Origin of the sequence: Loktanella sp. IMCC34160, assembly GCF_004145845.1 — a bacterium.
GTDB lineage: Bacteria > Pseudomonadota > Alphaproteobacteria > Rhodobacterales > Rhodobacteraceae > SELP01.
This window is the reverse complement of the sequence record NZ_SELP01000002.1, coordinates 268,096-284,357: the sequence shown is the minus strand read 5'-3', so window position 1 is coordinate 284,357 and position 16,262 is coordinate 268,096. Positions and strand designations below refer to the sequence as shown.

The window sequence follows — 16,262 nt, the reverse complement described above, 5'->3', positions numbered from 1 at the left end:
GCTGTCAGGGAAACACCACATGTCGAAGACCGAACAGGCCGAAACGATCCGTAACGGTCAGGGCTTTATCGCCGCGCTGGACCAATCCGGCGGGTCCACCCCCAAGGCGCTGCGCCTGTATGGGATCGAAGAAGACGCCTATGGGTCCGAGGCCGAGATGTTCGACCTGATCCACGCCATGCGGTCGCGGATCGTCGAAAGCCCCGCCTTCACCGGCGACCGGGTTGTTGGCGCGATCCTGTTCGAAATGACCATGGACCGCGACATCGGCGGCGTGCCCGCGGCGCAGGCGCTGTGGAACAAGGGTGTGGTTCCCTTCCTCAAGATCGACAAGGGGCTTGAGGCCGAGGCAAACGGCGTGCAGCTGATGAAGGACATGCCGGGGCTGGACGATCTTCTGTCCCGTGCCGCCGCCAAGGGCATCTTCGGCACCAAGGAACGGTCGGTCATCAACGCCGCGAACCCCGAAGGCATCCGCGCTATCGTCGACCAGCAGTTTGCCGTGGGCGCGCAGGTCGCATCCCACGGGCTGATGCCGATCCTTGAACCCGAGGTGACCATCACCATCGCCGACAAAGCCGAGGCCGAGGCGATCCTGCGGGACGAGATCCTGCGTTGTCTGGACGCCCTGCCCGAGGGCCAGCAGGTCATGCTGAAACTCTCTCTCCCGACCGAGGCGAATTTCTACAAGCCGCTGGTGGATCATCCCAAGGTGCTGAAGGTCGTGGCCCTGTCCGGCGGCTACAGCCGGGACGAGGCGAACGCACTGCTGTCCCAGAACACCGGCATGATCGCCAGCTTCAGCCGCGCCCTGACCGAGGGCCTGTCGGCGCAACAATCGGATGCCGAGTTTGACGCGAAACTGGGCAACGCGATCCAGTCGATCTACGAGGCGTCGATCGCGGGCTGATCACCTGCCGCGCTTGAAATCCACCCCGGTCGCGCCGTGCGGCCGGGGTTTTCTTTTGTCTGGACGCCACTTGGGGGATTCACAAACCGAATCGAATATGCGATTCTGGTTGAAACCGCCCGATCAACGAGGCGGGACCGAGGCAGACCATGACCAGACGCAGCCGCCCAAGCCTGGGCACGCTTCTATACTTCGTGACGCTTCTGATGCTGGGCGTCTATTTCACCTTTGCCGCCGTGCAAGGGGATTATGGCGTGTTCAAACGGGCAGAAGTGGAGGCCGAGGGCCGCGCCCTTCAGGCAGAACTGGACCGGCTTGAGATCGAGGTCGCGCGGATGGAAAACCTGACCCGCCGCCTGTCTGACCAATATCTGGACCTTGATCTCCTGGACGAACAGGCCCGTGACGTCCTCGGCATGATCCGCGCCGATGAAATCGTGATCCGCTAACCGTCGTCCCGGTTTCCCGCGAACTGCCCTGCCCCGACCAATGGTGACAACCAGCCCTCGCGGCGGTCCGTCCAGCATTCATAGTCCGGTTTGAAGACGCTGGAGTGATCCAACGCGCCAAGATGCACCTCGACCTCGTCCCCCGAAACCGCAAAGACGGACGATCCGCAGGTTGGGCAGAAATGCCGCCCCGCGTAGCTGCTGGATGATCCGCTGATCGTGACCGCAAGCTTGGGAAAGATCGCGGCGGCATAGAACGGGGCGCCATGATGTTTGCGACAGTCGCGACAATGGCAGATTCCGACCCGCAGCGGCGCACCGCGCGCAGAAACGCGCAACGCGCCGCACAGGCATCCGCCGTCCACCTGCTTCATCTGATCCTCCTTCATTACGGCCCTTGGGGATGATGTGCCCACCCTTGCGCCCCGCGCAAGGCACCTATTCGCCGGGCTTTCTCATTGACGCTCGCTTTTCGTCACGTCATGCTTTATAGATAGTTTAAAGCTAAACTATCTCGCTAGCCAGGACGGAGGACTCATGGTCGCGAAGAAGAAAACGGCGGACGCCGCCGCAAAGCCGAACGTATCGGCTGATGAACTGCTTCACTATTACCGCGAAATGCTGCTGATCCGCCGGTTCGAGGAAAAAGCGGGCCAGCTGTATGGTATGGGCCTGATTGGCGGTTTCTGCCACCTTTATATCGGTCAGGAAGCGGTTGTCGTCGGTCTGGAAGCCGCGGCAAAGGATGGCGACAAGCGCATCACCTCGTACCGCGACCACGGCCATATGCTGGCCTGTGGCATGGATCCCAAGGGCGTCATGGCCGAGCTGACCGGCCGCGAAGGCGGCTATTCCAAGGGCAAGGGCGGCTCGATGCACATGTTCTCGAAAGAGAAGCATTTCTACGGCGGCCACGGGATCGTCGGCGCGCAGGTGCCGCTGGGCGCAGGTCTTGCCTTCAGCGACAAATACAAGGGCAACGACAACGTCACCTTCGCCTATTTTGGTGATGGCGCGGCCAACCAGGGCCAGGTCTACGAGACCTACAACATGGCCGAGCTTTGGGACCTTCCGGTCATCTTCGTGATCGAGAACAACCAATACGCCATGGGCACCAGCGTGAAGCGGTCGACCAAGTCGACCTCGCTTTTCGGTCGCGGTGCCGCCTACGGCATCGAGGGCGAAGAAGTTGACGGGATGTCGGTTCTGGCTGTGAAAGAGGCAGGCGAACGCGCCGTCGCCCACTGCCGCGCCGGCAAGGGCCCCTACATCCTTGAGGTGAAGACCTATCGCTATCGCGGCCATTCGATGTCCGACCCGGCGAAATACCGCACCCGCGAAGAAGTGCAGAAGATGCGCGAAGAACGCGACCCCATCGAACAGGTGCGCGGCATCCTTCTGACCGGAAAGCACGCGAGCGAAGACGATCTCAAGAAGATCGACAAAGAGATCAAAGAGATCGTCAACGAGGCCGCAGAGTTTTCGAAAGAAAGCCCCGAGCCCGCGCTGGCGGAGCTTTGGACCGACATTTACGCCTGAGTTCCGGGAGGAGATACCCCAATGGCAACCGAACTGCTTATGCCCGCCCTCTCCCCCACGATGGAGGAAGGCACGCTGGCCAAATGGCTGGTCAAGGAAGGCGACACCGTCAAATCCGGCGATATCATCGCCGAAATTGAAACCGACAAGGCCACGATGGAATTCGAAGCCGTCGACGAAGGCATCGTCGGCAAGATCCTCGTGGCCGAAGGGACCGAGGCTGTGAAGGTCAACACGCCCATCGCGGTCCTCGTCGAAGAGGGCGAAAGCGCGGATGACGTGGCAAGCGCCGCGCCGACCGCCGAGGCCGCCCCCGCCGCGTCCGAGGCCCCGGCCAGCGTGCCGGCGCAGGCCGCCGCCGCGGCCCCGGCCCCCGACACCAGCCCCGACTGGCCCGAAGGCACCGAGATGAAGACCCAGACGGTCCGCGAAGCCCTGCGCGACGCCATGGCCGAGGAGATGCGTCGCGACGAAGACGTGTTCCTGATGGGGGAAGAGGTCGGTGAGTATCAGGGCGCCTACAAGATTTCCCAAGGCCTTCTGGACGAATTTGGCGCCAAGCGCGTGATCGACACCCCGATCACCGAACACGGCTTTGCCGGGATCGCCACCGGTGCCGCCTTTGGCGGGCTGAAGCCGATCGTCGAATTCATGACCTTCAACTTTGCCATGCAGGCGATCGACCACCTGATCAACTCTGCCGCCAAGACGCTCTATATGTCCGGCGGCCAGATGGGCGCGCCCATGGTCTTCCGTGGCCCCAACGGTGCGGCCGCCCGCGTCGGCGCACAGCACAGCCAGGACTATGCCGCGTGGTATGCGATGGTTCCGGGCCTCAAGGTCGTCATGCCCTACACGGCCGCCGACTATAAGGGCCTGATGAAGACCGCCATTCGCGACCCGAACCCGGTCATCTTCCTTGAAAATGAAATCCTCTACGGCAAGACCTTCGACGTGCCGGTAATGGATGATTTCACCGTGCCCTTCGGCAAGGCCCGCGTGGCCCGTGTGGGCGAGGATGTGACCATCGTTTCCTTCGGGATCGGCATGACCTATGCGATGGAGGCCGCCGAAAAGCTGGCCGCCGAAGGCATCAGCGCCGAGGTGATCGACCTGCGCACCCTGCGCCCCCTCGACTACGACACCGTGATTGCCTCGGTCATGAAGACCAACCGCTGCGTCACCGTGGAAGAGGGTTGGCCCGTCGGTTCCATCGGCAACCACCTGTCGGCCTATATTATGACCAACGCTTTCGATTACCTCGATGCGCCGGTCCTGAACTGCACCGGCAAGGACGTGCCCATGCCCTATGCCGCCAACCTTGAAAAGCACGCGCTTTTGACCACCGCCGAGGTGATCGACGCCGTGAAACAAGTCACTTACCGCTAAGGAGATCGAGACATGCCCACCGAAATCCTGATGCCCGCCCTCTCCCCCACGATGGAGGAAGGGACCCTTGCCAAGTGGCTTGTGAAGGAAGGCGATACCGTATCGTCCGGCGACATCATCGCCGAGATTGAAACCGACAAGGCGACGATGGAGTTTGAGGCCGTTGACGAAGGCACCGTCGGCAAGATCCTGATCGGTGAAGGCACCGAAGGGGTCAAGGTCAACACTCCCATCGCCATCCTGCTGGACGAGGGCGAAAGCGCCGATGATATCGGCTCTGGCGCCGCCGCTCCGGCTCCGGCCCCGGCGGCGCAGCCCGCCGCGGACGCCAAGGCGGCCCCCGAAGGGGTGGCCGCAACCCCTGCCCCCGCAGCCCCCAAGGCTGCCGACGGTGGACGCATCTTCGCCTCTCCCCTCGCCCGTCGGATCGCGGCGCAGAAGGGTGTCGATCTGGCGGCCGTCAAGGGCTCCGGCCCGCATGGCCGTGTCGTGAAGGCGGATGTCGAAAACGCCCAGCCCGGCGCTGCCGCGGCTCCGGCTTCGGCCCCTGCCGCCGCGCCTGCCGCGGCTGCCCCCGCCGCCATGGCCTCTGGCCCGTCGACCGATTTGGTCCTCAAGACCTACGAGGGCCGCCCCTTTGAAGAAGTCAAGCTGGACGGGATGCGCAAGACCATTGCCGCCCGCCTGACCGAGGCCAAGCAGTCCGTGCCGCATTTCTACCTGCGCCGGGACATTCAATTGGATGCGCTCTTGAAGTTCCGTGGCCAGTTGAACGCCCAGCTTGAAGGGCGTGGCGTGAAGCTGTCGGTCAACGACTTCATCATCAAGGCCTGCGCCCTTGCCCTGCAACAGGTGCCGGATGCAAATGCGGTCTGGGCCGGGGATCGGGTGCTGCGGTTCGAAAAGTCGGACGTGGCCGTGGCCGTCGCTATCGAAGGCGGGTTGTTCACCCCGGTCCTTCAGGACGCCGACACCAAATCGCTCTCGGCCCTGTCCTCGCAGATGAAGGATCTGGCCGCGCGCGCCCGGGACCGCAAACTGGCCCCGCATGAATATCAGGGCGGCAGCTTTGCGATCTCCAACCTTGGCATGTTCGGGGTCGATAATTTCGACGCGATCATCAACCCGCCCCATGCCGCGATCCTCGCGGTCGGTGCCGGGGTGAAGAAACCGATCGTCGGCAAGGATGGTGAACTGGCGGTCGGCACGGTGATGTCGGTGACCCTTTCGGTCGACCACCGGGTGATCGACGGGGCGCTTGGGGCGAACCTGCTTCAGGCGATCAAGGACAACCTTGAAAACCCGATGGTCATGCTGGCCTGATCACCAAGTTCCGGAAATCGGAAGGGCGCCCCATCGGGCGCCCTTTCCTTTCGGCCTCGCCCGATCAGACGCCGTAGTGATAGCCGGGCGTCGATTTCATCAGGGCGATCTCTTCTTCGGTCATGACCGCTTCGACATCCTCGAACAGCGGCGTCGACAGATACCGTTCTCCGGTATCGGGCAGCATGCACAGGATCACCGACCCATCCGGGGCGGATTCGGCCACTTTGATCGCCGTCGCAAAGGTCGACCCGCCGGAAATCCCGGTAAAGATGCCTTCCTCTGCCGCCAGCCGTTTTGCCCATGCCATACCTTCGGGCCCCGTCACCGGATGCAACTCGTCGTAATAGGCCTTGTCGATGGCCTCTTGCAGGACAAGCGGGATGAAATCTGGGGTCCAGCCCTGAATCGGATGCGGTTCCCAATTGGGGTGGCTGCCTGCCGGCGAACCGTCTTCCAGCCGTTCCTGGGCAGAGCCGGAGCCGACAATCGCGGCATTGGCCGGTTCGGTCAGGATGATCTTCGTGTCCGGCCGTTCCTTGCGCAGGACCCGTCCGATTCCCGTCACGGTGCCGCCGGTCCCGTAGCCGGACACGACGTAATCAAGGCGCTCGCCCGCGAAATCAGTGATGATTTCCCGTGCCGTGGTCCGTTCGTGGATATCCGCGTTCGCCTTGGTCTCGAATTGCCGGGCAAAGAACCAGCCGTTCTGCTTGGCCAGCTCTTCCGCCTTCCGGTACATTCCGAACCCCTTCTTTTCCTTCGGGGTCAGGATGACCTTCGCGCCCAGAAAACGCATCAGACGCCGCCGCTCGACCGAGAAGGTCTCGACCATCGTGATGACAAGCGGATAGCCCTTGGCCGCGCAGACCATCGCCAGACCGATGCCGGTGTTCCCCGAGGTGGCCTCAACCACCGTCTGCCCCGGTTTCAGCGCCCCTTCCCGTTCGGCCGCTTCGATGATCGACAGGGCCAACCGGTCCTTGACCGAACCCGCCGGATTGGCGGATTCGGTTTTCACATAGATCGTCACATTCTTCGGGGCGATCCGATTGATACGGACAACGGGCGTATCCCCCACCGTATCCACGATCGAATCGTAGGTTTTGCCGCGCCCCTTGGTCGAGAAGCCAGTCATCCATCCCTCCATCTGCTGTGTGTAGATCCAAGGTAGCACATCTGCTTTGGGCTGTCCCAAGTCCGCCCGTTTAGAAGTTGATCCATCGCAAAGCCCTGTCCCGGTTGCTGCCCTATCAGGGGGCGACACCAATGACAGGAGAGCCAGATGGACTGGACCGCCGCACTGAACGAAACGACCGACCTGACCAAGGATTTCCGAAAGGCCCACCCCGAGGCGGCCAAGGCCTTTACCCAGATGCACCATGCCGCCCTGTCAGACGGGGCCCTGTCCACGAAGGACAAGGAACTGCAATGCGTGGCCATCGGCATTGCCACCCGCTGCGTCGATTGTATCGGGTTTCACGTCCGTGGCGCGGTCAAGGCCGGGGCTACCCGAGACGAGATCGTCGAAACCATCGCCACTTGCATCATGATGGGCGGCGGCCCGTCCTACATGTACGGGGTCAAGGCGCTGGAAGCCTACGACCAGCTGACCTGAAACGAAAAAGGGCCGCGCCCGAAGGTGCGGCCCCTATCTGTCGGCCCGTAAAGGGTCAGTCGTCCTTGCCGATGTGGGTCTGGTCCATCTCGACCGAGGGCTGGTCGCATCCCGCTTCGCCCACGATCTTGGCCGGCACACCCGCCACCGTCACCGACGACGGGATATCCTTCAGCACCACCGACCCGGCGGCGATCCGCGAACAGCAGCCCACCGTGATATTGCCCAGAACCTTCGCGCCGGCCCCGATCAGCACGCCATTGCCGATCTTCGGATGCCGGTCTTCCTCTTCCTTGCCGGTCCCGCCCAGCGTGACCGAATGCAGCATCGACACATTGTCGCCCACCACGGCGGTTTCGCCGATCACGATGGAATGGGCATGGTCGATCATCAGCCCTTTGCCGATCCGCGCGGCGGGGTGAATGTCCACGCCGAACACCTCGGACACCCGCATCTGGATGAAATAGGCAAGATCCTTGCGCCCCTGCTGCCACAGCCAATGGCCCAGTCGATAGCTTTGCACCGCCTGATAGCCTTTGAAATACAAAAGCGGCTGCATGTAGCGGTGGCAGGCCGGGTCACGTTCATAGACCGCGACAAGGTCAGCGCGGCAGGCCGCGACAAGATCTGGGGCAGAGGCAAAGGCATGATCCGCGATCTCGCGCAGAATCTGTTCCGACATTTCCTCGGAGGCGAGTTTCATCGAAATCCGGAAGGCCAGCGCCCGGTCAAAGGAGGCGTGGTGCAGAATGCCCTGATGCAGCAGGCTGCCCATAAGCGGTTCGGCCGCAATCGCCTCTTCGGCCTCGCGGCAGATGCGGTCCCAGACGGGATCGATATTGGCAAGCTGTGGTTGGGTCCGGGCCATGGGGCACCTCTTTGTCTTTCACTGGCGTTCTACCCCAGATAGGGTTCCTTGGCCAAGAACAAAGCCGTGATGGAAGGGATCACGCGAATGAATGACCAAGACCTTGAGTTCTATCGCGAAAAACTGCGCGCCCTTCTGGCCGGGCTGGAGGATGAAGACGCCCGTGGCGCTGACGCGCAAAAGGTGGTTGAACTGGATCAGCAGGCCGTTGGCCGTCTGTCCCGCATGGATGCCCTGCAAAATCAGGCGATGGCGCAGGCACAGGCCGGGCGCAGACAGGCGCAACGACAAAGGATTATCGCGGCTCTGGCCCGGATCGACGAGGGCGAGTTCGGCTATTGCACCGACTGCGGCGAAGACCTGCCCCCTGCCCGGCTGGAGGCCGACCCGACCGTCCCGCGCTGCCTGTCCTGCATGCGCGGCTAGGCCGATTTTCGGGCCATGACAGCCTCGATCAGCACGGCAAGGGCCGCGCAATAGCTGTCGTTGCAATAGTCTGGCAGGCTTTCGCGCTGATGCCTGCGCGCCGCCTCGTAGAGGCTTCCATCCCCAAACGCGGGATGCGCCCGACCAAGGCGGCGGCAGGTTTTGTCGGCCACCTGCGCCTCGTCCAGCAATTGCCGGGCCAGCCCGGGCCGGTCCGGTTCAGGCACCGCAAGAAGCGCCCGAACCGCCATATCCAGATCACCGGGAAGAAGCGGGCGCACCGATCAGGCCGCCAGATCAAGGCCAACTGCCGGACCCGGCCCAAACTGGGCCGAGATTTGCGCCACCTCGATCCGGTAGAGGCCGGGATTCCCGTCTGCCGCCTGCATTGCGGAGGTGTAGGTGAAACCCGGTGAGGTCACGATCTCTTCGCGCAAGACCGTACCTGCTTCGATCACCTGAACCCGGTAAAGCTCGATATCCTCGCCCAGCGGGATCTCAAACCCCTCCCAGCCGTCGCCGTCGACACGGCTGCGCCGGACCCAGGACAGGACAGGTTCCGCCCCGCCCCCGGCCCGCAGATGCCCGACGCGATAGGGCCGCAACCCGTTGCCCGAAAAGGCATATTCGGCGTGACGGAAACTGGCGTGGTCGATCGGCCGCGAGGCCGGGCCCCAGCGGAAATGCCGGGTCACCCCACGGGCAGAGGCGGCAAGCGCGATCTGCCTCGGCGTTGCGTTCATCAGAACCACAAGGCTACCCACTGGCCACCCCGTCAGGGCGATCCCATCCGACCCGGCCTGCCCCCGAAGGCGCATCCGTAGCTCATAGGTATCTTCCGCCACCAGCACTGCCTCGGCGAATTGGATGACCTCCCAATTGTCGGGCGTCCCGTTGCCGATCACCGCCACATTGGCCCCGGCGATCACATCCTCGGCCGAAACGGACCCAAGCGCCCCCGTGACCAGCCGCACCCGCAGGGCCGGACCACGGTCAAACAGCCCGGGTTGGGCCGGAACAATCGCGGTTTCCGTGATCCCCACGACAGAGGTCGAGGGGGAAACCGTGTTCAGCGCATAGTCATAGTCCGCAGGCGCGGAATACAGCGCCACGCTGCCCGGCCATGGGTCGCTGAAGGCGGCAAAATGGGGGGCATGTGGCACCTCATCCCCGCGCAGCAGCGGCAGGTCCATGAACAGCCCCTCGACCGGAACCGGGACCGCGAAGGACGACAGACCAAAGCTGTCCGCCCCCGACAACCGCCGGTCATACAGCGCCGGTTCGATCCGCACGGCATCCAGCATCTTATGTTCCGAGATTTCGGCCCGGTCCACCCGGTAGTCGGCTCCGTCCAACCGGATCACGTCACCTGCCCCGATGTCAGACCGCGACGGCGGCAGGGCCAGCTGCACCCGGTCCCGCGCCACCCGCGCTTCGGACAGCCAGCGTTCGGTGATGGCCCGCGCCTCGGACCCGATCAACGCCATCGGCAATTCGGATTGCGAGACGGCGAATGTCGCCTCGTCCGGGAAGATCGCCTCGGTCGCGCGCGCGGCGTAATCACTGTCGGGATCGACGTGCAGAAGGCGCACCCGCCCCGCCAGTTCGGCGGCAGGCGCGCGGCTTCGGTCGACCGTTGGCTGGTCGGGGTCAACCAGAACGGCCTTCCCGGCATCCACCTCAACCGGGTCTTCCAACCCGCGGGAAACGAACGACAAAACGCCATCGCGTTCGATCACGTCGAACCCATGGGCCAACATCAGGGGTTGCAGCGCCGCGCGGGCGGTATCCACATCCGTCACCGCATAGCCCCGCACGATCCCATGCAGGCGCGACACATCCGCCCCGGTCACCCCAGAGCGGGCGCAGATTTCATCCACTACGCCGGCCAGCGTCCGGATCGACGTCCGCCCACTGATCCAATGCCCCCGCGACCAGTTTTCGCCGTCCGACCACAGCGCAGCATTGCCCGGAAATGCCGGATAGGGCCGCGCGTCCCATGCCCAGACATGTGTCCGCCCCATGTCGATCATCTGCACCCCGGTCCCCGCATGGGTGGGGTTGTTGGCCGGGTCGGTGTAGTGTCCGATCAGCGCCCGAAGATACTGGTTCTGGATCAACTCATCTCGCTGGCCGTTCGAATGGCGCGGCAAGGTGGATTCCGACGACTTGGGGTCAAGGAATTTGTTGGGCTGGTTCGTGCCCTTCTCCACGGCAGCACAGCCGATTTCCGTGAACCAGATCGGCTTTGATCCGGGCACCCAATCGGTCGGCAAGGCCGCGCGCACCCCGCCAACCCGGTCGTGGTGATGGTTTTCCCACCAGCCCCGAATGTCCTTGGTCCGCCAGACCCAGGGTTCTCCGTCGGCATCGACGATCGGGGTACGTATCTGCGCCGCACGGGCCTCCTCGGAATGGTAAAACCAATCGTAAAGCTCGCCGCCTTCGACATTGGCCCGCAGATAGTCGAGGTTGTAGATCGACTCCCACCCCGCGTCGGCGTGGTCCTGTCCGTCGCGCCAGTCCGACAGCGGCATGTAGTTGTCGATGCCGATGAAATCGATCTCCGGATCAGCCCAAAGCGGATCAAGGTGAAACAGCTTGTCGCCCGTGCCCGCCGGTTGATAGCCGTGGTATTCCGACCAATCGGCCGCATAGCCGATCTTGACCCCCGGCCCAAGGATCGCGCGCACATCCGCCGCCAGTTGCCGCAGGGCCGCCACCGCCGGAAAACTGCCGCCCGCCCCCCGGATCTGGGTCAGGCTGCGCATTTCGGACCCGATGCAAAAGGCATCGACCCCGCCTGCCGCGGCACATAGGTGCGCATAGTGCAGGATGAACCGGCGATATGACGCCTCGGCCGGTCCGGTATAGCTGACCGAAGTGCCGGTCACGGTGAAATCGCCGGGCGCCGCCGTGCCGAAAAAGGCCGCGACCTCTGCTTCGGCCGCTGCGGTTTGGTCCGGGCTGCCCGCCACGCCGGGCGCGAGCGAGGTGGTAATCCGCCCCCGCCACGGCAAATGCGGCTGGCCAACAGCACCGGACCACGGATCAGGCAATGTGTTGCCCTGCATCTGGCCCATCAGCAGGAACGGATAAAACACGACAGATTTGCCGCGCGCGGTCAGATCGCCGATGGCCTGCATAACCGACGCATCCGCTGGGGTGCCGCCATAAACCGGCCGGTCGTCGCCGTCGCGCGGCACAAGCCCCGCCGAGGCCCGCGTGATCCCCGACACGACCCAGGGCATTTCCACCGGGTCACTTGCCGCCTGTTCGACCTTGGGCGCGATGGCACAGTCCCCACAGCACAGATCATCGCCAAACCAGCTGACCACCATGCTAACCGACCCGCAGGCCGGCAATTCGCCCTCCAGCGCGTCCATCGAGGCGACGAAATCAGGTTGGCCGCTGGCCGAATTCACGTTGATCGGCGCGGTTTCTCCAACGCCAGCGCGGGCATAGACCGGCTCGGTCGCCAATGCGTATTCCCCGGTGCCGGGAACCAGTGCCACGCCGGGCACCAAGCGGGCAATGTCGGTCACCTCCGGCGCCGCATCGGGCTGCGACGGACGGGATACCTCGAAGGAAAACTGCGGGACGCGGTTACCAAAGCGGGACAGGTCCAGATCCTCGAACACCACATAGGCGATGCCGCGATAGGCCGGCACATTGCCCGCACCCTCCACCGCCTCCATCTTCGGGTCCGGCAGTTGGTCCTCGGCCCCGGTATAGACGCGCATGTTCAGGTCATCGGGCGAGATTTCCTGCCCGTCGGCCCAGATGCGGCCCACATGGGTGATCTCGCCCTCGCACAGGGCCACGGCAAGGCTGATGGTGTAGGAATAGCTGATCGTGGTGGGGCGCGGGCTGCCCTTGCCCCCGCCCGATGTCGTGCGATCCTCCAGAAACCGGGTCGCCCAGATCACCTGCCCGCCAACCCGCATCCGGCCATAGACCTGCGCCACCGGCGCCCCGTCCGAAGCCCCCATCAGTCGGAACCGGTCGATCCTTCCGGTTTCCACCGGCTCCGACCCGGCCCCCATCAGGCGGTTGTCGATCACCCGGCCAAGGGTTGCGCCGACCGCCCGGCCAATCACCGCCGTCGACAACCCAAGCACCGAGCCGCCCAGCGAACCGCCAAGGGCCATCCCCGCCGCAGAAAGAACAATCGTCGCCATCACGCGCCCCTTTCAGGAAAATGAAACCGCGCCACGATGCGGCGCGCCCAGGGCCGGGTCAGCGGATTTTCCACGACCCCATGCCCGGAATAGGAATGAATGAAAGTCGGATGCGCTCCGACCTCCCCTTGAAACGCCAGATGCTTGGCCACCGCCCCCGCCCGCATCCGAAACAGCAGCACGTCGCCCGGCTCCGCCTCGGTCAGCGGGCGGGGCACCAGATGGCGCAGCGCCGCTTGCAACAGCACCTCTTGCCGTTGCGGTTCGGCCCAATCGGAGCTGTAGGCCGGAACCCGTTCGGGCAGATCACCCAGAAGGGCCGCCCAGACACCCCGGATCAGGCCAAGACAATCGCAACCCGCGCCACGGGTCGCCGCCTGATGGCGGTAGGGCGTGCCGATCCAGCGACGCGCCTCTGCAACCACCTCTGGCCCGCTCACCGGTAGCTGCCCCCGTCGTTCTGGCCGCTCTGGGTTGGCACCGAAACCAGCCAGTCATCGCCGGGAATGTCGGGGAACCCCCGGAAATTCAGTGCATTGGCGAATTTCAACTGGCAGGTTGTGAACTGCTTGTCGCAACCCGCCTCGATCCGAAGCGGATCACCCGCCAGCACCTCGGCGCGAAGCTCTTGCCAAAGCTCGATTTCGCGGCGGCCATCGGGGAGGATCCGGTCGGCCTTGATCACCCCGTTCAGACCACCCGCCCCGCCCGACAGAACCCGAAGCTGCCCCTTTTCGAACCAACCGTCGGAAAACCCGGTCAGTCCCACGAAGCGAAACAGCCGACCGTCCTCCACCTCTTCGGCGGGCAGGTCAGCCGACAGGCCGGGCGCATCCAGATCGACCCGGCAGGCCGCGTCCCCCAGAACCGCGGAACACGGTCGCTGGTAGATGCGGCCCTGAGGTTGGTTCAGCGCCTCGGTCAGCCCGCGCAGTTCCGCGTCAAACGCCCCCGCCCCGCGCCGGATTTCCCCGATGGTGCCACGAAACCGCAGTGCCCGTTCGGTCACGTCACGCCAATTGACCAGCCAGGACCGAACCTCGGCCCCGTCATAGCGGCCCGCGTCGATATCCGCCTCGCGGATCGCCGCATCCGACAGCACGCCCATCGCCTCGGTATTGTTTACTGACAACCCGGTCGAGGTTTCCAGCGCGCGGGCGGTCATGCCGGTATCGGCGCGAAAGGTGATCCCGTCAAAGACCAGCGGTTGGTCGTGGTCGGTAAACCCCATCGTGACCCCGTCGCGGCGGGTCAGCGCCCAGCAGCGGCACAGGGACGTGGCCCCGGTGGCCAGCGTGTCCATCAACGCGGTCATGTGCGGATCTCCAGCACGGGCACATCGGGCACTTCACCCGCCTGAAACGACGCAAGCGAGGTGCGGATCATGTCCGTGTCGAACCGCACCGGCACGTCAAATTCGAACCCCGCGAAGACCTGCGCCCGCTCGTCCGGCGGATGGCTGAAAGTGACAACGCCCGTCGTCACATCCAACGTGTAGTCGGTCCCCTCCAACTGCGGCACGCCGCTCAGCTCGACCCGAACCGACCCGGCCACCGGCTTGCGGATCGGACGGACATAGGTGTGCACGCCCGACTCGTAGGTCTTCACCAGTTGAAACGCGGTCGTGACCTGATCGCCTTCGCCGATCAACTGGTCCGCGCTGTCAGTCTCCTGCGAGGGGCGACAGGACTTGTAGTCGGCCCAATCCTTCCAGCGGAACCCGTGCAACCGGCCGCTGCGGGCCTCGAAGAAGGCAATAAGGGTTTCCACATCGTCCATCGACCGCAGGCCCATGCCCGCGTCGTAGCGGCGGCGCGAATGCTCCCAAGGCGTATTGCGTTCCTCATGCCCGTTGGCAAGGGTCACCACCTCGGTGCGCCGCTCGGGGCCGCCCGTCGAACCAAAGCTGAGCGAGGTCGGAAACCGGATCTCGTGAAAGGCCATCTGTTTGCTCCCCTACCTGTTGCGGCTGCCCTGCCCCAATGCGCGCGCCATCTGGGCGGCGATCTGGGACCGGCTGCGCTGAAACCCCTGAACGTCTGGGGTCGTGATGTTCATATTGACGGTGACATTGGCCCCGCCCTGCGCCTGCACGCCAAGCCGGCCATCGGCACCGCGGGTCAGCGGCATGATCGCCTCTGGCCCCGCTTCGCCCATCAGCCCGGTCGCGCCCCGCATCGGAAAGGCCGTGGCCTGCGCCACCACACCGCCCTTGGCAAAGGGCATCACCCGGCCCTGAGAGAACGCCCCGCCATCGGCATAGGGCATCATCCCCGACACGATCGAATTCAGCCCATTGGCCAGCATCCCGCCGAAATGGTCGGTCACCGGACGCAGGGCCGCGTTATAGACGGTCTGGATCATAGAATTGGCCAGCACGCCCAGCGCATCCGACAGCCGCAACCCGTCGAAGACAAGCCCGTCGAACGCCTTGCGCAACCCGCCTGAAAACCCGCGTTCCAGAGTGCCAAGATCGCGGACGGCGGCGCCCATGCTGACCTGCACATCGCGCAGTTGGGCATCGAAGGCGCGGGTCATGGCGCTGGCATCGCCCAGGGTGCGCTCCAGCGCGCTCACCTCGGCCTCCAGATCGTCCAGCCGGTCAATCTCGTTCATTGTCGCTTCCTTTCACATCATCCGGGAAGGCCCGGATCAGATCGTCCAGCCGGTCCCGAACCATCGGGGCCCGCCCGCCGTCATCAAGACCCAGCATCAGCATCAGTTCGGCCGGGGTCAGCGCCCAGAACTCTGCCGGGCGCAACCGCAGCCCGCACAGGCCTGCCCGGATCAATCCCGGCCAGTCCAGACCACCGCTCATGATCCCGGCGGCAGGAAGGCGCGGGCCAGAAGTTCCGCCGCCGCCTGCGCCGCGCCCACCGGGCCGCCCGCGATCTCGGCCGACAGGAGATCGGCAGCCGTGCCGCGCCATCCTCCGCCCCGCAGGCCCGCCACGATCAGCGCCATGACATCGCGGCTGGAACAGGCGCCGCCCTCGAACCGGCGGACCAGATCGACGATGGTATCCTCGCCCATCTGCACCTCCAGTTCGGCCAGTGCGCCAAGGGTCAGCTTCAGGCTGTGGGGCTGGCCATCAATGACCAGCGCCACCTCGCCCGCGTGCGGATTGGCCATCAGACAAAGGCCGTAAAGCTCAGCGCCCCGGCCGAGGCGATGGACAGCTCATAGGTCGCCTCGCCATTGTGGCTGCCCGCATATTCGATCGAACTGATCTGGAACGGGCCTTCGATGATGCCAAAGTCCGGCACGATCACCTGGAAATCGGGGGTTTCCCCATCAAAGAAGATCTGCCGCGCCCGTTCGTCGGTGCCCGCGTCCTTGAACACGCCCGACCCCGAGATCGACGCGGACCGGACCCCGGCCCCGCCCAAAAGCTCGCGCCAGCCACCAGTGCTTTCGATGCTGGTCACATCCACCGTTTCAGCATTGAGGGAAAACCGCGTGGCGCGCAGCCCCGCGATGGTTTCGAACGTGCCACTGCCGTTCATGTCGACCTTGATAAGAAGATCCTTGCCGTTCTGGGCTACCATAGCCATCACTC

General features: G+C 64.4%; 19 protein-coding genes. 7 read left to right on the top strand and 12 right to left on the bottom strand.

The window, feature by feature from the left end:
* The first annotated feature begins 19 nt into the window (after positions 1–19).
* Positions 20–910: a fructose bisphosphate aldolase gene (locus tag EU803_RS05700; protein ID WP_129680687.1), complete on the top strand. Its 891-nt coding sequence runs from the start codon at positions 20–22 to the stop codon at positions 908–910.
* Positions 911–1,059: 149 nt separating this feature from the next.
* Positions 1,060–1,359: a septum formation initiator family protein gene (locus EU803_RS05695; protein ID WP_129680685.1), complete on the top strand. Its 300-nt coding sequence runs from the start codon at positions 1,060–1,062 to the stop codon at positions 1,357–1,359.
* Here EU803_RS05695 and EU803_RS05690 read toward each other — a convergent pair.
* Positions 1,356–1,733, bottom strand: coding sequence for a GFA family protein (locus tag EU803_RS05690; protein ID WP_129680683.1), 378 nt, complete (start codon positions 1,731–1,733; stop codon positions 1,356–1,358). The two genes, EU803_RS05695 and EU803_RS05690, sit on opposite strands and share 4 nt — an antisense overlap.
* 163 nt (positions 1,734–1,896) lie before the next feature.
* On the opposite strand from EU803_RS05690, the gene pdhA reads away from it, so the two are divergent.
* Genes pdhA through EU803_RS05675 form a run of 3 tightly spaced genes read left to right on the top strand, consistent with a single transcriptional unit; the run spans position 1,897 to position 5,610 of the window.
* The gene (pdhA, locus tag EU803_RS05685) at positions 1,897–2,898 is read left to right on the top strand and encodes a pyruvate dehydrogenase (acetyl-transferring) E1 component subunit alpha (protein WP_129680681.1); all 1,002 of its coding nucleotides are present in this window, start codon (positions 1,897–1,899) and stop codon (positions 2,896–2,898) included.
* Positions 2,899–2,919: 21 nt separating this feature from the next.
* Positions 2,920–4,287: a pyruvate dehydrogenase complex E1 component subunit beta gene (locus EU803_RS05680; protein WP_129680679.1), complete on the top strand. Its 1,368-nt coding sequence runs from the start codon at positions 2,920–2,922 to the stop codon at positions 4,285–4,287.
* 12 nt (positions 4,288–4,299) lie between these two features.
* Positions 4,300–5,610, top strand: a complete 1,311-nt coding sequence (locus EU803_RS05675; protein ID WP_129680677.1) for a pyruvate dehydrogenase complex dihydrolipoamide acetyltransferase — start codon at positions 4,300–4,302, stop codon at positions 5,608–5,610.
* Between the two features lie 64 nt (positions 5,611–5,674).
* Here the strand turns inward: EU803_RS05675 and cysK are convergent, their stop codons facing one another.
* On the bottom strand, positions 5,675–6,748 hold the full coding sequence (cysK, locus tag EU803_RS05670) for a cysteine synthase A (protein ID WP_129680674.1): 1,074 nt from the start codon (positions 6,746–6,748) through the stop codon (positions 5,675–5,677).
* Between the two features lie 147 nt (positions 6,749–6,895).
* Here cysK and EU803_RS05665 point away from each other — a divergent pair, with 147 nt between their 5' ends.
* Positions 6,896–7,228, top strand: coding sequence for a carboxymuconolactone decarboxylase family protein (locus tag EU803_RS05665; RefSeq protein ID WP_129680673.1), 333 nt, complete (start codon positions 6,896–6,898; stop codon positions 7,226–7,228).
* A gap of 55 nt (positions 7,229–7,283) precedes the next feature.
* On the opposite strand, the gene cysE is transcribed toward EU803_RS05665, so the two are convergent.
* Positions 7,284–8,096 (bottom strand): serine O-acetyltransferase, encoded by an 813-nt coding sequence (gene cysE, locus EU803_RS05660; protein ID WP_129680671.1) that lies wholly within the window; start codon positions 8,094–8,096, stop codon positions 7,284–7,286.
* 87 nt (positions 8,097–8,183) lie between these two features.
* On the opposite strand from cysE, the gene EU803_RS05655 reads away from it, so the two are divergent.
* Positions 8,184–8,522, top strand: coding sequence for a TraR/DksA C4-type zinc finger protein (locus tag EU803_RS05655; RefSeq protein ID WP_129680669.1), 339 nt, complete (start codon positions 8,184–8,186; stop codon positions 8,520–8,522).
* Here the strand turns inward: EU803_RS05655 and EU803_RS05650 are convergent.
* Genes EU803_RS05650 through EU803_RS05610 form a run of 9 tightly spaced genes read right to left on the bottom strand, consistent with a single transcriptional unit; the run spans position 8,519 to position 16,251 of the window.
* Positions 8,519–8,803: a hypothetical protein gene (locus EU803_RS05650; protein WP_129680667.1), complete on the bottom strand. Its 285-nt coding sequence runs from the start codon at positions 8,801–8,803 to the stop codon at positions 8,519–8,521. The two genes, EU803_RS05655 and EU803_RS05650, sit on opposite strands and share 4 nt — an antisense overlap.
* A 3-nt stretch (positions 8,804–8,806) precedes the next feature.
* A complete protein-coding gene (locus EU803_RS05645) occupies positions 8,807–12,703 on the bottom strand; it encodes a glycoside hydrolase/phage tail family protein (protein ID WP_129680665.1) in 3,897 nt (1,298 codons plus the stop codon).
* Positions 12,703–13,143 (bottom strand): NlpC/P60 family protein, encoded by a 441-nt coding sequence (locus EU803_RS05640; RefSeq protein ID WP_129680663.1) that lies wholly within the window; start codon positions 13,141–13,143, stop codon positions 12,703–12,705. Before EU803_RS05640 ends, EU803_RS05645 begins: the two co-directional genes overlap by 1 nt.
* Positions 13,140–14,018: a DUF2163 domain-containing protein gene (locus tag EU803_RS05635; RefSeq protein ID WP_129680661.1), complete on the bottom strand. Its 879-nt coding sequence runs from the start codon at positions 14,016–14,018 to the stop codon at positions 13,140–13,142. The genes EU803_RS05640 and EU803_RS05635 overlap by 4 nt, the downstream gene beginning before the upstream one ends.
* Positions 14,015–14,647, bottom strand: a complete 633-nt coding sequence (locus tag EU803_RS05630) for a DUF2460 domain-containing protein (RefSeq protein ID WP_129680659.1) — start codon at positions 14,645–14,647, stop codon at positions 14,015–14,017. Before EU803_RS05630 ends, EU803_RS05635 begins: the two co-directional genes overlap by 4 nt.
* A 12-nt stretch (positions 14,648–14,659) precedes the next feature.
* Positions 14,660–15,319, bottom strand: coding sequence for a phage tail tape measure protein (locus EU803_RS05625; protein ID WP_129680657.1), 660 nt, complete (start codon positions 15,317–15,319; stop codon positions 14,660–14,662).
* The gene (locus EU803_RS05620) at positions 15,306–15,521 is read right to left on the bottom strand and encodes a rcc01693 family protein (protein WP_129680655.1); all 216 of its coding nucleotides are present in this window, start codon (positions 15,519–15,521) and stop codon (positions 15,306–15,308) included. The genes EU803_RS05625 and EU803_RS05620 overlap by 14 nt, the downstream gene beginning before the upstream one ends.
* The gene (locus EU803_RS05615; RefSeq protein ID WP_129680653.1) at positions 15,518–15,835 is read right to left on the bottom strand and encodes a gene transfer agent family protein; all 318 of its coding nucleotides are present in this window, start codon (positions 15,833–15,835) and stop codon (positions 15,518–15,520) included. Before EU803_RS05615 ends, EU803_RS05620 begins: the two co-directional genes overlap by 4 nt.
* Entirely contained in the window at positions 15,835–16,251 is a 417-nt protein-coding gene (locus tag EU803_RS05610) for a phage major tail protein, TP901-1 family (RefSeq protein ID WP_129681578.1), read from the bottom strand. The genes EU803_RS05615 and EU803_RS05610 overlap by 1 nt, the downstream gene beginning before the upstream one ends.
* Positions 16,252–16,262 lie beyond the last annotated feature (11 nt).

What these genes read in the sequence shown, in the direction of transcription:
- EU803_RS05700 (WP_129680687.1), top strand. Translation starts at nt 20, where the DNA reads ATGTCGAAGACCGAACAGGCCGAAACGATCCGTAACGGTCAGGGCTTT.
- EU803_RS05695 (WP_129680685.1), top strand. Translation starts at nt 1,060, where the DNA reads ATGACCAGACGCAGCCGCCCAAGCCTGGGCACGCTTCTATACTTCGTG.
- EU803_RS05690 (WP_129680683.1), bottom strand. Translation starts at nt 1,733, where the DNA reads ATGAAGCAGGTGGACGGCGGATGCCTGTGCGGCGCGTTGCGCGTTTCT.
- pdhA (WP_129680681.1), top strand. Translation starts at nt 1,897, where the DNA reads ATGGTCGCGAAGAAGAAAACGGCGGACGCCGCCGCAAAGCCGAACGTA.
- EU803_RS05680 (WP_129680679.1), top strand. Translation starts at nt 2,920, where the DNA reads ATGGCAACCGAACTGCTTATGCCCGCCCTCTCCCCCACGATGGAGGAA.
- EU803_RS05675 (WP_129680677.1), top strand. Translation starts at nt 4,300, where the DNA reads ATGCCCACCGAAATCCTGATGCCCGCCCTCTCCCCCACGATGGAGGAA.
- cysK (WP_129680674.1), bottom strand. Translation starts at nt 6,748, where the DNA reads ATGACTGGCTTCTCGACCAAGGGGCGCGGCAAAACCTACGATTCGATC.
- EU803_RS05665 (WP_129680673.1), top strand. Translation starts at nt 6,896, where the DNA reads ATGGACTGGACCGCCGCACTGAACGAAACGACCGACCTGACCAAGGAT.
- cysE (WP_129680671.1), bottom strand. Translation starts at nt 8,096, where the DNA reads ATGGCCCGGACCCAACCACAGCTTGCCAATATCGATCCCGTCTGGGAC.
- EU803_RS05655 (WP_129680669.1), top strand. Translation starts at nt 8,184, where the DNA reads ATGAATGACCAAGACCTTGAGTTCTATCGCGAAAAACTGCGCGCCCTT.
- EU803_RS05645 (WP_129680665.1), bottom strand. Translation starts at nt 12,703, where the DNA reads ATGGCGACGATTGTTCTTTCTGCGGCGGGGATGGCCCTTGGCGGTTCG.
- EU803_RS05635 (WP_129680661.1), bottom strand. Translation starts at nt 14,018, where the DNA reads ATGACCGCGTTGATGGACACGCTGGCCACCGGGGCCACGTCCCTGTGC.
- EU803_RS05630 (WP_129680659.1), bottom strand. Translation starts at nt 14,647, where the DNA reads ATGGCCTTTCACGAGATCCGGTTTCCGACCTCGCTCAGCTTTGGTTCG.
- EU803_RS05625 (WP_129680657.1), bottom strand. Translation starts at nt 15,319, where the DNA reads ATGAACGAGATTGACCGGCTGGACGATCTGGAGGCCGAGGTGAGCGCG.
- EU803_RS05620 (WP_129680655.1), bottom strand. Translation starts at nt 15,521, where the DNA reads ATGAGCGGTGGTCTGGACTGGCCGGGATTGATCCGGGCAGGCCTGTGC.
- EU803_RS05615 (WP_129680653.1), bottom strand. Translation starts at nt 15,835, where the DNA reads ATGGCCAATCCGCACGCGGGCGAGGTGGCGCTGGTCATTGATGGCCAG.
- EU803_RS05610 (WP_129681578.1), bottom strand. Translation starts at nt 16,251, where the DNA reads ATGGTAGCCCAGAACGGCAAGGATCTTCTTATCAAGGTCGACATGAAC.